The organism is Paraburkholderia sp. RL17-373-BIF-A, from assembly GCF_046030175.1.
GTDB lineage: Bacteria > Pseudomonadota > Gammaproteobacteria > Burkholderiales > Burkholderiaceae > Paraburkholderia.
Genome location: NZ_JARESO010000004.1, coordinates 234,309 through 250,058, shown reverse-complemented (window position 1 = coordinate 250,058; position 15,750 = coordinate 234,309). Strand labels below are relative to the sequence as shown.

Genomic DNA, 15,750 nt, shown 5'->3' with positions numbered 1-15,750 from the left:
GCACGGCAAGAACGTCCGTCTGTGCGTCTTCGCATAACACCCCATAAGCCTTTTTATTCCGCCGCGAGATAGCGAAACACGCGTTTCGCCGCGAATGGATTTCATTGCGCGGCCCTGCACCGAAACGTACCCTGCTCTATACTCGTCAGCTTTTTGGATCGGCGCGTTCGCTTTCACGCTGCATCATGTCCCGACCCCAGCCATCAGCGCTTCTGCTTCGCTACGCCTTCATCGTGATCGTCATTGCGGCTGTCGCGGGAGCGTTCGCGTGGGTCGCCGGCTGGATTCGCTGGCCGGGCAGCGAGCCCGCACTGACGCCCGCCCGGATGATCGACGCCTTCGAGAACAGCATGGGCAGGCATCCCGGCTTTCGCCGCAATCATGCCAAGGGCGTGTGCGTGCGCGGCTATTTCGACAGCAACGGAAACGGCGCCGCGCTTTCGCGCGCGAGCGTGTTCGAGCGCGGCCGCACCCCTGTGATCGGCCGCCTCTCCGCACCGGGCGGCAATCCCGCCCAGGACGACGCCGACGCATCCGTGCGCAGCTTTGCATTGCTGTTCTCGGTGCGCAACGCAGAGCAATGGCGCACCGCAATGAACTCCGTGCCGATCTTCCAGGTCGCCACGCCACAGGCGTTGTACGAACAACTGGTGGCGCTGCGCCCGGATGCGCGGACCGGCCGGCCGGATCCCGCGAAACTGAACGCGTTTCTTGCGCAGCACCCCGAAACAATGGCCTTTCACCAGTGGGTCGACACCCATCCGCCTTCCACGGCTTTCTATAACGCGAGCTACTTCAGCATCGACGCGTTCCGTTTCGTCGATGCCGATGGCAACACACGTTTCGTCCGCTGGAGCGTGGTTCCCGACACGCCCTATGCGCCGTCGAACGAACGCACGAACCCGGCGCGCGATCCCGACTTTCTGGCACACGATCTCTATCTGCGCTTGCAGGGCGGCCCCGTCTCCTGGCACCTCATGCTCACGCCGGCAGGCCCGGGGGATCCGGTCGACGACGCGACGCGCGCATGGCCGCCCGAGCGCGAATTGCATCGGGTGGACGCCGGCACGATCGTGATCGAGCGCGCCGAAAGCCAGATCGACGGCGCCTGCCGGGACATCAATTTCGATCCGTTGATCCTTCCCTATGGCATCGCGCCCTCGGACGATCCGCTACTCGCCGCGCGCTCGGCGGTCTACGCGGTTTCGTTCAACCGGCGCACGCGCGAAGAGGCGGGAATTGGCACGCACCGCCGCTAGAAAGGGCGGCATCGAGATCTCCTCGATGGAATAAAGACGGCTTTCACACGTTGTGCGGTCTCAAGTTAAACTACACCGTTCGAACTTCGTAGCGAAAAAAAAACGGTGGCGAACGACAGTGCAATTTTTTGTGCGAGGTCGACGGGTTCGCAATGCTGTCGAACCCGTCTCGGGGAACATGGGAGATTTTCGTTCAATGAACGGTGTAGATTTACCTGGCATGCTTCCCGAAATGCTGCCGCGCCTGTGGGCGTTCGCGCTTCGCCTGTCGGGGGACCAGCATGACGCCGAGGATCTTGTGCAACGCGCCTGCCTGCGCGGGCTCGAACGCGCCCATCAGCTTCAGCCCGACACGGCTCCTTTGAGCTGGATGTTCTCGATTGTCCATTCGACCTGGATCAACGAGCTGCGCGCCCGCAGCGTGCGAAGACGGTCCAGTTTCGATTGGGATGACGACTTCCTCGAAAATCTTCCCGACCCCGTCGACCGGGGTCCCGAAACGCAATTGATGCACGGGCAGATCATCGACGCAGTCGAACGCTTGCCGGAGGCGCAGCGCGTCGTGATGCTGCTCGTCGCCGTGGAAGGCCTGAGCTATCAGCAGGCCGCCGACGTGCTCGAGGTGCCCATCGGCACGGTCATGAGCCGCCTGTCGCGCGCCCGCCAGGCGGTCGGCGCGCTGCTTGGCGGCGAGACGCCGAAAGCCCGGCCCGCGAAGACACAAAAGGATTCAATCGCATGATGGCTGACGACGCTCAACTGCTCGCTTACGTGGATGGCGGCCTGTCGCCCGAGGATCGCAGCGCGGTCGAAGCGCGACTGCGCGAGTCCGCCGAAGCAAGGCAAAAGGTCGCACTGTTGCGCGCTTCGCGGCTCGATTTCGCGGACGCCTTCGCGCAACAGAGCCTCCCGCCAGTGCCCGATTCATTGAAGCTCAAGATCGACGAGATGGTCCGCGCGCAGCGCGCCCGGGAATCGAACGACCCGGTCCTGCCCGCCAGCGAAAAAGCACCCTCCGAACCCGTGCGCTCGCGCCTGCGCGGCATGCCGGTCTGGCTTGCGGCGGCCTGCGTCGCCGGCGCTTTCGCCTGCGGCCTGTTCGTGCGGGTCGGCCCGCTTGCGGGCGGCGGCATGCAGATGGCCGCCAACGCCGACGTATCGCCGTGGGTGGCGGCGGCGGTCGGGTATCAGAAGCTGTACACGCGCGACACCCTCGCGTACACGGAGGAAGATCCGGCGGCCGCGGCGAAGATCGTCAGGGACATCCGCAGCGACGACAAGCTCGCCCTGCGCGTGCCGGACCTGACGAGCGCCGGGCTGACGTTCAAGTCGGTGCAACGGCTGCGCTTTAACAACAAGCCGCTCGTGCAGATCGTCTATCTGCCGCAAAATGGCCCGCCGATTGCGCTGTGCGTGATGAAAGACTCGAAGCCGGACCAGCCGGTCGCGACGAAGACGGTCGATGCCATGGACGTCGCAACGTGGCGGCAAGCGGAGTTGAGCTATGCACTCATCGGGCAGTCGGGCAACGTCAATCTCGCCGCGCTCGGCAAGCGCATCTCCAATCTCGACATGGCGCCGCTTTTCAGCGATGCCTCGCCGATCGCGCGTCCCGTGTCCGGATAACGGCATGCCCGAGCGCGTCACGCGACAGTGACGCATCGGGCCGTGGCGTGGCGATTCGCGGTAAGCCTTTACCGCGCATCGCCACGCGTTAGACGGCATCCTCAAGCGCCGCCAATACACAGCCGCGCACCCCGCCGCTCAACGGCGAACGCGCTCGCGTCGGCCCGAAAAAATCTTCAGGACGCGACGGAATAATGTCGAGCCACGGGTGTTATGTCATTAGCCCTTATGGCGTCATGCAGGTTTGGGAGGGGCGTCCCATTCCCGCCAAGAGCGAAGACAGGCCTTATGAATCTGGACGACATCGAATTGATGGGCTACGTGGACGGCACACTGCCGGCCCGCGAGTGCGTAGCCGTGGAGCGCGCGCTGAGTGGCTCTCCCGAGGCCACGCGACGCGTCGCGTGGCTCATGAGGTCGCGCCTGCCGTACGCGCAAGCGTTCGCGCAGCAGACTCTGCCGCCGGTGCCCGAAAGCCTTAGCGTGCGGATCGGCGACATGGCGCGCGCGGCGAAAAAGCCTGCGCAGGATTTCGCGTGGCGCGAGCCGCCGAGCCCGCAAGGCGCGGCCGCGCCGGTCGGGCGCGATGCGAGTGCCAACGACGCCGTCATGCCGCATCCTGACGGCGCCGCGGCGTCAGCGCCGATCCGCTCGCGCTTGCGTATCGCGCCCGCGTGGCTTGCCGTCGCATTCGTCGCGGGGGCGTTCGCCTGCGGCTTCGTGCTGCGCCTCGGCAGCGGCGTGGGGCCCGCGTCGACGGCAGGCGCATCGTTGGCGTCGGTGGGAACGGGGGTGTCGCCCTGGGTCGCGGCCGCCGCCAGCTATCAGCAGCTCTATTCTCGCGACACGCTCGCCAACATCGAAGCCGATCCCGCGCTGGTGGAGAAAACCACCGCGCAGATTCACGACGACGATGGCCTCGCCGTTCGCATTCCGGATCTGAGCGCCTACGGCCTCACCTTCAAGCGCGTGCAGCGCCTGCGCTTCAACAACAAGCCGCTGGTTCAGATCGTCTATCTGCCCGAACGGGGTGCGCCTGTCGCGTTGTGCGTGATGAAGGAGGCCAAGCCCGACGCGCGCACGGCAACGCAACAGGTTGCGTCGATGACGGTCGTCACGTGGCGTCAGTCCGAACTCGGTTACGCATTGATCGGCCCGCGCGAAGGCATCGATATGAATGCGCTGAGCAATAGCATTTCCAGCCACCGCGCCGCGCCGCTGTTCGGTTCGCTGCCCGTGCCCATTCCGCTGGCCGCCCTCGACACGCCGCTTCTTCCCGCCACGGAATAATTCGCCCGCTTCGCTGTTGTGTTGAAGAGACCGGCGTTGTCTGTCCGGCCTCGTCAACTTGTGAGCAAAGCACATGGTTTATCGACTGCGGGCATGGACCCTGGGTATCGTCTTGCTGGCCGCGCTGTCCTCGCCGGCACGCGCGGCCTGGACGCTTGTCAGCGCGGATTCTCCCGTCACCGTGGTGCGCGCGGCCAACGTGTTCGAATTGGGCGCGGGCGAGTCCTTGCGTGCCGACGATCTGATTCTGTCGCCGCGACAAGGCGTCGTGCAGATTCAGGACGACAACGGCACGCTCGTCGCACTCGGTGCGCAGTCGCGCGTGATGCTGCAGTCAGATGAACGCATCGACATGCTGGGCGGCTGGATGAAGATCGCCCCTGCCTGCAAGGCTGCACCGTGTCCCCAGCGGATCGTGGAGACGGAGCGCGGTGCCATTCGCCTGAGCACGAGTGCGAGCGCGGCGGCAATCGTCGCCACGCCCGGCGACGCAGGCGAGATCGCCGTGTTCAGCGAAAGCGGCGTGCAAACGCTCGCCCTCAAACCGCCACTGACGATCGACGCCGGGAGCTTCGCCGAGATTTCCGGGAACGCGCCCGCCCACGTTTTGCCGCGTCCATCGAGCGCGTTCCTTGCAGCCATGCCGGTCGCGTTTCGCGACGCGTTGCAGCCGCTCGCCATCAACGCCACGCCTGCCAGCGACGCCGCCCCGAAGCCGTTGCGCACGGCGACCTACGACGACCTAGCGCCGTGGCTCACGAGCACGCTGCCCGCGCGCAAACGCTTCGCCGCGCGCTTTCATACGCGGCTCGCCGACAGCGCGTTTCGCGCATCGATCGAGAGTCATCTGAACGCGCTACCCGACTGGCGCGTGTTCCTCTACCCGCCCGCGCACGCCGCTCGCTGCAAAGTCCGCTATCCATGAAACGTCGCGCCAAAACCGCTTACAGCACGCCATGAAACTCAAGCTTTCGCTCAGCGTCAAATTCAACCTCGTGTTCCTGCTCATCTTTTCGATCGGGCTCGTCGCGGCCGGTATCGTGGCGGATCGCCTTCTGCAAAAGCAGGCGCTCGAAGAAACCGTCCACGACGCCAACGTACTCATCAGCGCGGCGGGGTCGATGCAGAACTATACGGCCGCGCACATCACGCCGCTCCTCGCCACGCAGATCAAATATCGCTTCGTGCCGGAATCCATCCCCGCCTTCTCGGCGATCGAAATGCTCAATCTGCTGCAGAAGGATTTCCCGAACTTCTCGTACAGGTCGACGATGGTCAATCCGACCAATCCGCGCGACCGGCCCACCGATTGGGAAGCCGATGTGATCAGCCATCTGCATGACCGGCCCGAACTCAAGGAGCTTACCGGCCAGCGCGATTCGCCCGGCGGCCGCACCCTCTTTCTCGCGCGCCCGAGCCGCATCACGGATTCCGCCTGCATGCAATGCCACAGCACCCCGAGCGCGGCGCCCGCCACCATGCTGGACAAGTACGGTTCCGCGAACGGCTTCAACTGGCCGATGAACGAAGTGATCGGCGCGGAATTCGTGTCGGTTCCGATGGCGCAGCCGATCGAACGCGGCCGCGCGATCTGGCGCGCGTTCATGCTGTCGCTCGGTGGCGTGTTCGCAGTCGTCCTGATCGTGATGAACGTGATGATGCATCTGCTGATCACGCGGCCGATCCAGTCGCTCTCGCGCGCCGCCGATGAAATGAGCCTCGGCAAACTCGGCGCGACGCCCTTGACGACGAGCGGATCGGACGAGATCGCCTCGCTTGCCGTATCGTTCGGACGCATGCAGACGAGTCTCGTCGAGGCGTTCAGGATCCTCGACGAAGAAGAGGCCTAAGCCATGCCCTCCCCGGCCGACTTCCCCGCCCGGCTTGGCCGCTACGTCATCGAACGGATACTCGGACGCGGTGCGATGGGCGTGGTGTATCTGGCCTTCGATCCGCATATCGAGCGCGAGGTGGCGCTGAAAACCATCCGGCGGGAGCTGACGCCGGGTGAAACGCCGGACGACGACTCCACCCACGATCTCACCGCCCGTTTCCTGAACGAAGCGCGGGCGGCGGGCCGTCTCGTTCATCCGAACATCGTGGCGGTGTACGACTACGGCGAAGCCGACGACACCGCCTTCATCACGATGGAATACGTGCGCGGCGAGAGCCTCGCGGCGCGTCTCGCGCAGCACGTGCGCGCCGGTTCGCGCATGGGGGCGCCGCGTGCGTTGCGATGGTTCGTGCAACTGCTCGATGCGCTCGACTACGCGCACGGCGCGGGCATCGTTCATCGCGACATCAAGCCGGCCAATCTGCTCATCGCGCAACGTGGCGAATGCAAGATCGCGGACTTCGGCATTGCGCATCTCGACACCTCGTACCTGACGCAATCCGGCACGATGCTCGGCACGCCGAGCTATATGTCGCCGGAGCAATTCACCGGGGAACCCATCGACGCGCGCGCCGACCTGTATTCCGCCGCCGTCGTGCTGTACGAAATGCTGACCTGCGTGTGCCCGTTCACAGGAACGCCGAGCGTGGTCATGCAAAAGGTCCTCAACGACACGCCGCCTGCTCCGAGCACCATCGCGCCGGAATTGCCCGGCTATATCGACGCCATGCTGATGAAAGCATTGTCGAAGCGTCCGCAAGACCGTTTCGCTTCCGCGCGCGAATGGCGCGACACGCTGCTTGCCGAACTCGCCACCTATAACGAGAACGCCGAGGACCCAGAGCGTACCGTGCTCGCCTACGCGAGTCCCGCCGCCACGCTCGATATGGCGCCCGCGTCAGAGACGTCGAAGGCGTCGAAGGCAGCGAGGAATTGGCCGCCCGAATTGATCGCGCAACTGGAGGAACGGCTCGCCAGTCACGTGGGCCCGGTGGCGACGTTGCTGCTGCGGCGTGCGTCGGCGAGGGCCGCCGACGTCGACGCGCTACGCGAGCGGCTCGTCACGTACCTGCCCGACGGCGCCGCGCGCCGCGAGTTCGACTCGCTTTTGTCGCAACTGGAGGCCGGCTCATCACGCGCGCTACCGGCGCAAAAAATCAGTGTCGAGCAGGTGAGCGACGCCGCGCGTCATCTCACGACCTATCTGGGCCCGATCGCACGCGTCATCGCGCGCCGTGCGGCTGCGAGCGCGCCCGATCTGCAAACGTTCCATGCGCGTCTGCTCGACGCCGTGCCGCAACAGAAAGACCGCGACGCGCTACGTCGCGAGTGGGATACGGTACGCGATTAATCGGCATCGAGCAGGCGCAGGAACAAAGCGGCATCGAACGGCCCGTCATGATGCACGACCTCACCCACATCCGACCACCAGACGCTGTCTGCCGCGCGCGACGCGGTGCCGGATAACTGCGCCCGCAATCCGGTCAATGACGCCTCCAACTCGGTCAGCGAAAAGGCCGGCTTGAGGGTGGAGAGCGCGAGTGCCGCGGCATCGGTATGCCACGATGAAGCCGACACGCATGCGTCGCCGTCGACCGGCCGCGCGATCACGAACGGGAAGTAGCGTCCCACCGCATCGATGCCCGGCATCAGCACGCCGGTGTGCGCGTCCTCGGCGATCACGCCGCGCCGCACCGCGAAGCACCACACGGGCATGGCGAGATACCGGCACAGCCAGTTGTCGGCATAGCGCGCGCGCGCGGCCACGAGGCCGCGCTGCAGCCATGCATCCCATTGCGCGACGAATCCGGCCGACAAGCCCCGCCTGACGAAATCGCCGTGCGTGCGGACTTTGCCGTAGAAGCCCGCGTTCATCCGATCGTCAGGTTTCATAGCGAGGCGGGGCAACGAAAGCGGTCGAGCACGCCCGCGCGAAACGGATTGTCCGCGCTGTTCGCAACGAGTGCGAGCGACACGCGGCCTCCATCGAAGGACACGTTGAAGTGATCGGCCTGACCGGACTGCTGGACGCGCGCGGCATCGAAGAGATGAAACAGCGCCCACGGTCCGTCCGCGTGCGGCGGCGTGCCTTGCGCCGGGTCGAGTTCGACATGCGCCTGCGCCGTGCCTTTTCCGCTCGGCCACTGGAACGCGGCGGTGGCGTTCGGCGCGTCGCTGGTCGCGGTGAGTTGCTGTCCGTCGATATCGAGCACGAAACGCTTGAGCGACGGATCGAGCGACGCGACTTTCACCGTGAAACGCACCGAGACATCCCGGCCGCCGTCGCGGAACAATGCGTCGCGCAGCATGGCCGCGTTCTGGAATTGAACCGGCACATCGTCCGGAATGCCAAGCGATTTTGCTTCCGGCCGCCATTTCCACACGGCGCCCGAGGTATCCACGCGATTCTGCAAATTCTTCTGGAAGAAGTCGTCGATGAGACCGCCCGGCGCCAGGATGCGCGCGAAGTCGTCCGGCGCGGCGTCGCGCGTCGATGTCTTCACGAGCGGATAGCGCCCGTCGAGCGCCTGCCTGCAAGCGGGAGCCACGCTCGCCGCCCACAGCGCACTCAGTTGCGCGCGCTGGCTCTGCAGCTGCACGGTGTCGGCATTGCCGGCCACGCCTTGCAGCACCGCCGCGAGCGGCGCGGGCGCGTTCTGTGAAAGCAGCTTCAGGCGATCGAGCGGGCCGGTCGCGGGCAGCGGCAACGACTGCTTGCGCGCGGTGTCGTCGGCCTGCAGCGTGGCGGCGGCATCCTTGAACGCGCCAATGGATTCATCGAGCGCCGGACCGGCCAGGTCGTGCAGCGGCTGAAAATGCGTATCGACGAGCGTGGGCGCCGGCGCTTCCCCTGCTCCCGCTCCCGTCACCAACGCCTTGCCGAGGTTCTGCTTGAGCGCGTCCAGCTTGCCCGGCGGCGCGGGCGCCGGGGTAAACGTCGTTTCGCGCGCGGCGGCCTGAATCAGGCCACGCAACGGCGAGGCGGGCGACCCCAGCAGATTCGCGATGCGCGCGCCCTGATCCGGCGCGGCAAACGGCACGACGCCCACATCGGCGAGCAGGCCGTCCCATTGGCGAATCGTCGCCTCGCAGTAGAGCCGCGTCAGCGCGGCGCGCAGCGCATCCGTGCCGGCGGGATCGGGACGCGCCTCCCCGCGGCCGAGCACCCAGTCGTCCTTCGACAAGTCGGCGAGCGCGGCTTCACGCAGACGCACGAACGCATCGAAGCCTGCGCGCGTGTACGCTCCATCGATGCCTTGCGTGAGCGGCGCTCCGCTCTTCCTCACGAACACCAACAGACCGCTCGGTCCGGCCGCTTTCGCGATCGTGAAGTCCGGCAGGCGAAGCTGCGCCAGTTGTTGCTCGATGCGTCCATCCAGACGCTGCGCGAGCGGCACGCGATTCAGCGTGGCCCGCGCCTGCGCGATCAGGTTCTGGTCGAGCGGCAGGTTCGCATCGAATTGCCCACGGCGGAACAAGGCTTCCAGATGTCCGTCGATGCTGGCGCGTTGCGCATCCGTCGCGTTCTGGAGCGCGCCGCGCTGCCAGGCGTGCATCGCCCAGACGCGCAGCGCGGCCGGATCGAAGTGCGTCGGATCGCCGAGCATCAGATACGCCCGCAGCGCTTCGTATTGCGTGGCGGCGTTGTCGGCGTCGCCGCGGCGCAGTTGCTCCTCCATGCGCTGCACGACGATCGGCAGCAACGTCTGGCGCAACAGGCGCTGATACACGCGCTGCGCTTCCAGCCCGAGCTTCTGCCGCTGGTCGAGGCCGAGTTTCTCCCACCACGCGTCATGGCCCGCCGCGCGCTCGGCCTCGCCGCCGGGCAGATTGCGCGCGGCGTCGAGCAGCGGCAATACCGCCAGCGGATCGTCGCCGGCCGTCGTCTGCTGCGCGCGCTGGGTCAGCGCGGCGATCTGCTGGCGGCTTTCGTCGACGAAGCGGCGGTTCGCCCGGTCGGCCGCGAAAAGGCCGATCAGCCCCGCCGCCAGCAACACGCCTATCACACCGATTGCGACCCGCTGAAAACGCGCACGGCGGCGCTCCACACGCGGATTGCTGCCGGCAATGCCCGCTTCCTCGAAGATCACATCACGAAGCAGGCGCTTGACGAAGTAAGCGCGCCCGCTCGATGAATCCGTCAGCAACACCTCGCGCTGAAGTCCGAGCGACGCCGCCATTGAACTCATCATCCGGTCGAGCGGCCTGCCGGTCTGCGTCCCGCTCGTGAAGTAGACGCCGCGGAGCATCGCGGCACGAGCGAAACGCGACTCGCCGAACGCGTCGTCGAGGAAGCGCTGCAACGCGCCTTCGATGCCCGCGAACTGCTGCGGAAAGGCATAGATCAGCGCGCGCCGCCGAACGTCGGTCTCCTGCTGCATGCGCTGCAGCACGCGATCCTGCAACTGCCGGTGCAGCAAATGGAATTCATCGGGAAAACGCTGCAGCGGAGAGTCAGCGTTTGCCGCGTCGTCGCGCTCCGCGAGCGGGAACGTCACGCCCCAGACCTGCTCGCGCTCGTCGCGGCCCAAGTCGTCGAAGAATTCGGCGAAGCCGGCGAGCAGATCGCTTTTCGTGACGACGACATAGACCGGCAATTGCACGCCCAGTTGCCGGTTCAATTCGGCGAGGCGTTCGCGCACGGACGCGGCATGCTTCGCGCGCGCCGCATCGGTCTGCTGCAGCAGATCGGTGGCCGACACGACGGCCATCACACCGTTCAGCGGACGGCGCGGCCGGTACTTGCGCAGCAAGGCGAGAAAGCCGAGCCATGCGCCGCGATCGGCCTCCTCGTGACTGTCCTGGGTCGTGAAGCGGCCCGCGGTGTCGAGCAGCACGGCGTCGTCGGCGAACCACCAGTCGCAGTGGCGCGTGCCGCCCACGCCGCCGATCGCCTGCGCGCCGAGCCGGTCCGCGAGCGGAAAGCGCAGCCCCGAGTGCACGAGCGCGGTCGTCTTGCCCGCGCCCGGCGCGCCGACGAACATGTACCAGGGCAAGTCGTAGAGCGTGCGGCGGCGCAGGTTCAGCCATGCAAGAACGCCGCGCGTTTTGCCCTGGTCTGGGCCCTTGCCTTCCGACGGGCCCTGCACATGCCGCAGCGTTTTGATGGCCTCTTCGAAACGTGTGCGCAAGACCGCGAGGTCGGCAGCCGCGGCCTTGCGCGCCGGACTCGGTTCGCGATTCGCCGGATCGAGCGCATCCGCGACGATCCCGCGCACGAAATTCGAGCTCGCGATGCGCGTCTTCACGAAGCGGACTCCCCACCAGAGCGCCCAGCACGCGAAGATGAACGCGACGGCCAGCCAGCGGCGCGACTCGCTTTCGAGCGGCGCGTGGCCGTCGAATGCGAACAACGGGCCTTCGAACCACACGAGCGCCGACAGCGCCAGCACGCCGGCAAACGATACGGCTGCCGGTCTCCTCAATCCGTTCAACCACTTCATGGCGCCGCTCCTGGCGAAAGAATGTCGATGGTCACGCGCCGGTTCCGCGCGCGTCCGGCCGGCGTGTCGTTCGATGCGACCGGCTCGGTGTCGCCGCGGCCTTCGGCGGTGACGCGCGAAGGCGTGTCGAGCTTCGCGGCGATGATGGCCCGCACCGTGTCCGCACGCGCCTGCGACAGCGCGACGTTGGAGGGGAACTGCGCCGACACGATGCGCTGCTTGTCCGTGTGCCCGATCACGACGATGTTGCCGGGCTTGTCCCGCAAGGCCAGCGCGATGCGCAGCATCAACGGCGCGAAATGCGCGTCGAGCTCCGCGCTGCCCGAGGCGAACAGCTGCGTGCCTTCGGCGGCGTTGTTGATCGTCACGGTGGTCCGGTCGGCGGACTCGCCGACCGAGACGAGGCCTTGCGCGATCTCCGGCGCGAGGAATCCGGCGAGCGCCGCCGAGAGCCTCGGCGCGGCACTCGTCTTCGCCGCCAGCACCGGCGCCGGCGCGACGCGGATCGCGCGCATGGAGGCGAACACCGGGTCGGAGAAGTCGTTGATGCGAATGGCGAGCACGAGGCTCGTCGCCATCAGAACCAGCCCGGCGAGCGCCAGCGCGACCCACAGCGGCACAAACTGCAGCAGCCGCTTGCGCTCGCGCGCGGCGGGCTGCCAGTGCGGCGAGAGCGCCCGTTCGATCGTGCCGCGCTGCGTGCGAATCATCTGCTCGAGCCGTTCGCGGATCACGTCGAGTTGCGTCTTGCCGCCTTCGATCAGCCGGTAGCGTCCGTCGAAGCCGAGCGCGAGCATCACGTAGATCAGCTCGAGCATGTCGATGTCGACCGCCGGGGTCTGCACGAGGCGCTGCAAGATCACGAAGAGCCGTTCGCCGCCCGACGCTTCGTTATGAAACGTCACGAGCAGGCTGCGCCGGCCCCACACGCCCGCACCCCAGGGCGTCGCCGCGATCGCCTCGTCGATGAACGTGCACAGGCAATAGCGCGCGGGACCGAGTTGCGCATCCGGCACGCCGAAGGAACGGCCGTCGGCTTCGAAGCGGCGCATCATCTGAATCAGTTGCGTGCGCAAGGCGTCGAGGTCCGGATGACTCGCGAGCCTCCGCAGCGGCAGCGCCAGTTCAAGGAGCGGATTGGCCGCCCGCAAGAGCGGATTGCGCCCGGCGAGCGAGGCATCGAGCGGTGCGAGCGCGTCCGGCCTTCCCTGAGGTTGCGCCTCTGGCCTGGCGGACTCGCGCCCGCGGCCCGGCGTCGGCATTCTGATGGTGCGCGCGGCGTCGAGAAACTCCGCGTCGTCAAGCGTCGGATCGGTGTTGTCGGTCATGGAAGAGTCCTTGTTTCGGCGCCTTCGATTGGCGTGGCGTCATGGGCGTGGCGTCGTCGGCATGGTCAGCGGCGGATGGCCCAGCATTCCATTGCGAGTCCGGGGAATTCCCCCGCCACGTGCAGCGCCATGCCGGCCGATGAGCCGAGCGAAGCCCACGCATCGCTCTTGTCGTCGAGCTCGAAATAGGTGTAGCCCGCGTGAAACGGCAACTGACGCGGCGCTACAGGCAGCGCGCGCAAGCCAATGCCGGGCAACTGCAGGTTGACGAGATCGCGGATCTTCTCGATGCTGCCGATCTTCACCTGGCTGCCGAACGCCGAGAGCAGCGTCTCGGTGGGCACTTGCGCGCGCACGGCGAGCACGAACGTCGCGCTCGTGAAGAGCGACCGATCCGCGACCTGTGCCACCCGCAAACCGTATTTGCGCTCCTCGAGCGGGATCGACACGACCTGGGGGTCCGCCACGCGGCTCAACGCAAGCCGCAACGCGTCGATCACCGGCGCGAAGGTCTCCTTCAGGCGCTCGTGACGATACGCCGGAAACAGCGGCGGCCGCCGCTCGCGCTGGCTGAAGGTCGCGAGCTCGCCGGCGAGCGCCACGCACGCCTGATACAGCGTTTCGGGATGCAAGCCGGTCATCGCGCCGAAATGCGCGACGAGCGGTTGCGCGCGGTTGACGATCTGCAGCAGCAGAAAATCCGAAATCTCCGCCATGCCCGCGCCGTCGGGCTGCGCAAGCCTGCCCGCGAGCGCTTCGCCGCGTTGCTGCAAAAGCCCGCTCAGTTCCGCCGCGAAGCGCCCGAGCCCGTCCGCGACGCGATAGTCGAGGCACGGCGGGCAATAGTCGCCGTCGAGGAGAATGCGCGAGTCGCTCAGGCGTTCGGTCACCCGCGCGACGCCCGCATATGCGTGCGCGTGCGCCACGTCGGGTTCGAGCGCGAGACGCAGGCGCAGCTTGCCGATCTGCAACAGCGTGGCGAGCGCGTCCGGGTCGTTGCTGTCGTGAACCTCGAAATCGCCGGCGCCGTAGCGGGCCAGATTCTCCGCGCTGTCGGCGCCGCCGGACTCCGGCGCGCCCGGCTGGCGCACCGGCAACGCCAGCACGACCAGCTGGTTCGAGGTGCCTTCCGGAATATCGAGCGGCACCGGCAGATCGCCGTCGGCAGGCAGGTTGAACGGCGTGCCGTCGGGCAACACGCCGGCAGCCGAGCGCAGCGCGAGCTTGCCGAGCTTCAGGAGCGCCTCGTCGAGCTCCAGCTTCGTGAAGCCCCAACCATACGCGCGCAGACCGCCCGCGCGGCCTTCGAGTTGCGTCTCGATGTGCCGGTCGTGCTGCTGCAGATGCTGCGGCTGAAGGAACATGCCTTCCGACCAGATAACCTTGTTGTTCCAGTACATGGCGTCAGTTTTTTGAGGATTTCAGTGCGTCGAGCTGCGCCTGATAGGCACGGCCGAACGGTTCGCCGAAGCTGCGCTGGAGGTCGTCGCCCGCGTCGCGCGCCACGTGCTCCCAGGTCTCGACGAAGCGTTGCCAAAGCCGCGCGCGGCGGTTGCCGATGAGCGCGTCGAGACCGCTCGGCGCGTCGAGCGAACGTTCGATGGCGCTCGGATCGATGCGCTCCATCGCGTGAGCGAGCGCGGCGCGCATGCCCGCGACCATCGCGAGCTCGTGCGCCTGGATATCGCGGAACGCCGCACGCATGGCTTCCTGCGGCGGCAGATAGCCGTTGCCGCGCGCGCCGAGCATTTGCGCGAGGGCCCGGTCCGCATCGGGGAAGAACTTGAGCGGGTTGTTGTCGCGCTCTTCGATCATCGTCATCGCCATGCGTGTCTCGCGCTTGGTCATGGCGCGCGAGCGCAAGGCCGTCATGGCGCCTTGCGTCGCTTCGCGCAGCATCGTGCCCGCGAGGCGCGCAAGCTCCGCGGCCTCGACGTGGCTCACGGCGGCGGGCTCGATGCCGAGTCCTTCGATCAGCGCATCGAGCAACGAGGCGTGATCGGCGCGCGGGTCGGCGTGCGGTTTGGCGTGCGGGTTGGCGTGCGGGTTGGCGTGCTGGTTGACATGCGGCTCGCGGCGCTCGCGCGCTTCATGAACCGGCAAGCGCGTTGGCATCGACGTGAATTCGGGATTCGGCAGAGGCAGGCCGGGCATATCGTCATCTCGCGCCAGCGAAGGCGGCTCCGGCACCGCGGGCATCACCGAGAAAGCCTGTTCCGGCGACACATGCTCGAAGCTGCGCGACAACGGCACGGGCTTCGCCACCGCACGCGCGCCGATATCGCGCAGCGGATCGCCGGGACTGAGCGCGTCGATCAGCGCCTGATCGGCGTCGCCGCGGAAGTGGCCGGGCTCGCGCAGAAGCGGCGTCGCGGCCAGCGGGTCGGGCAGGAACAGCGCGTGCGCGCCATCAACCGGTGCCGCATCGTGCGGCCCGTTCCAGTCGTCGGGGATCAGGGGGGCGGGCGGCGGCGCTTCGAACTCCGGCGTACCCGGCATGCCCTGCACGCTCGACGACGGCAGTGCGTCGGGCCACGACTGCGTCATGATGGTCTGGTCGACCACGAAGCCGCTGCCTGCTTCGCCGGTTGTGTCGCCGGTTGCCGAGACAACGAGCGTGTACGCGCCGATCCTCAGGCAATCGCCCTCCTTCAGCGGCGCCTCGTGCGTGCCGTCCAGCGCGCGATCGTTGAGCAGCGTCGGATTGCTGCCCGCATCGATGAGCACATACGCGTTCTCACGCCGCTCGATGCGCGCCTGGATGCGCGAGATGCCGCGTTGCCCGTCGCTCAGCACCATCGTGCAATCCGGCGCGCGGCCGATCGTGGCGCCCTCGCCTTCGATCTCGATCGCGCGTGGCGACGCGCCTTCGCCGCTTTGCACCGTCAATGTCATTCTCATTGGGTTCT

At 67.0% G+C, this 15,750-nt stretch carries 12 protein-coding genes; 7 read left to right on the top strand and 5 right to left on the bottom strand.

From position 1 onward, the window contains the following. Window positions 1-185 precede the first annotated feature (185 nt). The 7 genes from P0D80_RS06915 to P0D80_RS06885 all read left to right on the top strand — a co-directional run bounded on the left by P0D80_RS06915 (window position 186) and on the right by P0D80_RS06885 (window position 7,420). Window positions 186-1,259, top strand: a complete 1,074-nt coding sequence (locus tag P0D80_RS06915) for a catalase family peroxidase (protein ID WP_408176735.1) — start codon at window positions 186-188, stop codon at window positions 1,257-1,259. 196 nt (window positions 1,260-1,455) lie between these two features. After that, on the top strand, window positions 1,456-2,001 hold the full coding sequence (locus tag P0D80_RS06910; protein WP_132374479.1) for an RNA polymerase sigma factor: 546 nt from the start codon (window positions 1,456-1,458) through the stop codon (window positions 1,999-2,001). After that, the gene (locus P0D80_RS06905) at window positions 1,998-2,885 is read left to right on the top strand and encodes an anti-sigma factor family protein (protein WP_408176734.1); all 888 of its coding nucleotides are present in this window, start codon (window positions 1,998-2,000) and stop codon (window positions 2,883-2,885) included. The genes P0D80_RS06910 and P0D80_RS06905 overlap by 4 nt, the downstream gene beginning before the upstream one ends. 288 nt (window positions 2,886-3,173) lie before the next feature. After that, window positions 3,174-4,175, top strand: coding sequence for an anti-sigma factor family protein (locus P0D80_RS06900; protein ID WP_408176733.1), 1,002 nt, complete (start codon window positions 3,174-3,176; stop codon window positions 4,173-4,175). A gap of 73 nt (window positions 4,176-4,248) precedes the next feature. After that, window positions 4,249-5,100, top strand: coding sequence for a hypothetical protein (locus tag P0D80_RS06895; protein ID WP_408176731.1), 852 nt, complete (start codon window positions 4,249-4,251; stop codon window positions 5,098-5,100). A gap of 31 nt (window positions 5,101-5,131) precedes the next feature. Continuing rightward, window positions 5,132-6,025, top strand: coding sequence for a c-type heme family protein (locus P0D80_RS06890; RefSeq protein ID WP_408282342.1), 894 nt, complete (start codon window positions 5,132-5,134; stop codon window positions 6,023-6,025). A 3-nt stretch (window positions 6,026-6,028) separates the two neighbouring features. Beyond that, complete coding sequence (locus tag P0D80_RS06885; protein ID WP_408282339.1) at window positions 6,029-7,420, top strand: serine/threonine-protein kinase; 1,392 nt, start codon at window positions 6,029-6,031, stop codon at window positions 7,418-7,420. Here the strand turns inward: P0D80_RS06885 and tagF are convergent. The 5 genes from tagF to tagH all read right to left on the bottom strand — a co-directional run bounded on the left by tagF (window position 7,417) and on the right by tagH (window position 15,742). Continuing rightward, complete coding sequence (gene tagF / locus P0D80_RS06880; RefSeq protein ID WP_408176727.1) at window positions 7,417-7,962, bottom strand: type VI secretion system-associated protein TagF; 546 nt, start codon at window positions 7,960-7,962, stop codon at window positions 7,417-7,419. The genes P0D80_RS06885 and tagF overlap by 4 nt on opposite strands. Beyond that, entirely contained in the window at window positions 7,959-11,513 is a 3,555-nt protein-coding gene (tssM, locus tag P0D80_RS06875; protein WP_408282335.1) for a type VI secretion system membrane subunit TssM, read from the bottom strand. Before tssM ends, tagF begins: the two co-directional genes overlap by 4 nt. Next, on the bottom strand, window positions 11,510-12,841 hold the full coding sequence (gene tssL, locus P0D80_RS06870; protein ID WP_408282333.1) for a type VI secretion system protein TssL, long form: 1,332 nt from the start codon (window positions 12,839-12,841) through the stop codon (window positions 11,510-11,512). Before tssL ends, tssM begins: the two co-directional genes overlap by 4 nt. Window positions 12,842-12,906: 65 nt before the next feature. Further along, window positions 12,907-14,241, bottom strand: coding sequence for a type VI secretion system baseplate subunit TssK (tssK, locus tag P0D80_RS06865; RefSeq protein WP_408282332.1), 1,335 nt, complete (start codon window positions 14,239-14,241; stop codon window positions 12,907-12,909). Between the two features lie 4 nt (window positions 14,242-14,245). Further along, window positions 14,246-15,742, bottom strand: a complete 1,497-nt coding sequence (gene tagH, locus P0D80_RS06860) for a type VI secretion system-associated FHA domain protein TagH (protein ID WP_408282330.1) — start codon at window positions 15,740-15,742, stop codon at window positions 14,246-14,248. Between the last annotated feature and the right edge of the window lie 8 nt (window positions 15,743-15,750).

Excerpts from the sequence above, each read along its gene's own strand:
- P0D80_RS06910 (WP_132374479.1), top strand. The coding sequence starts at position 1,456 with ATGAACGGTGTAGATTTACCTGGCATGCTTCCCGAAATGCTGCCGCGC.
- P0D80_RS06905 (WP_408176734.1), top strand. The coding sequence starts at position 1,998 with ATGATGGCTGACGACGCTCAACTGCTCGCTTACGTGGATGGCGGCCTG.
- tssL (WP_408282333.1), bottom strand. The coding sequence starts at position 12,841 with ATGACCGACAACACCGATCCGACGCTTGACGACGCGGAGTTTCTCGAC.
- P0D80_RS06890 (WP_408282342.1), top strand. The coding sequence starts at position 5,132 with ATGAAACTCAAGCTTTCGCTCAGCGTCAAATTCAACCTCGTGTTCCTG.
- P0D80_RS06895 (WP_408176731.1), top strand. The coding sequence starts at position 4,249 with ATGGTTTATCGACTGCGGGCATGGACCCTGGGTATCGTCTTGCTGGCC.
- P0D80_RS06915 (WP_408176735.1), top strand. The coding sequence starts at position 186 with ATGTCCCGACCCCAGCCATCAGCGCTTCTGCTTCGCTACGCCTTCATC.
- P0D80_RS06900 (WP_408176733.1), top strand. The coding sequence starts at position 3,174 with ATGAATCTGGACGACATCGAATTGATGGGCTACGTGGACGGCACACTG.
- P0D80_RS06885 (WP_408282339.1), top strand. The coding sequence starts at position 6,029 with ATGCCCTCCCCGGCCGACTTCCCCGCCCGGCTTGGCCGCTACGTCATC.
- tssK (WP_408282332.1), bottom strand. The coding sequence starts at position 14,241 with ATGTACTGGAACAACAAGGTTATCTGGTCGGAAGGCATGTTCCTTCAG.
- tssM (WP_408282335.1), bottom strand. The coding sequence starts at position 11,513 with ATGAAGTGGTTGAACGGATTGAGGAGACCGGCAGCCGTATCGTTTGCC.
- tagF (WP_408176727.1), bottom strand. The coding sequence starts at position 7,962 with ATGAAACCTGACGATCGGATGAACGCGGGCTTCTACGGCAAAGTCCGC.
- tagH (WP_408282330.1), bottom strand. The coding sequence starts at position 15,742 with ATGAGAATGACATTGACGGTGCAAAGCGGCGAAGGCGCGTCGCCACGC.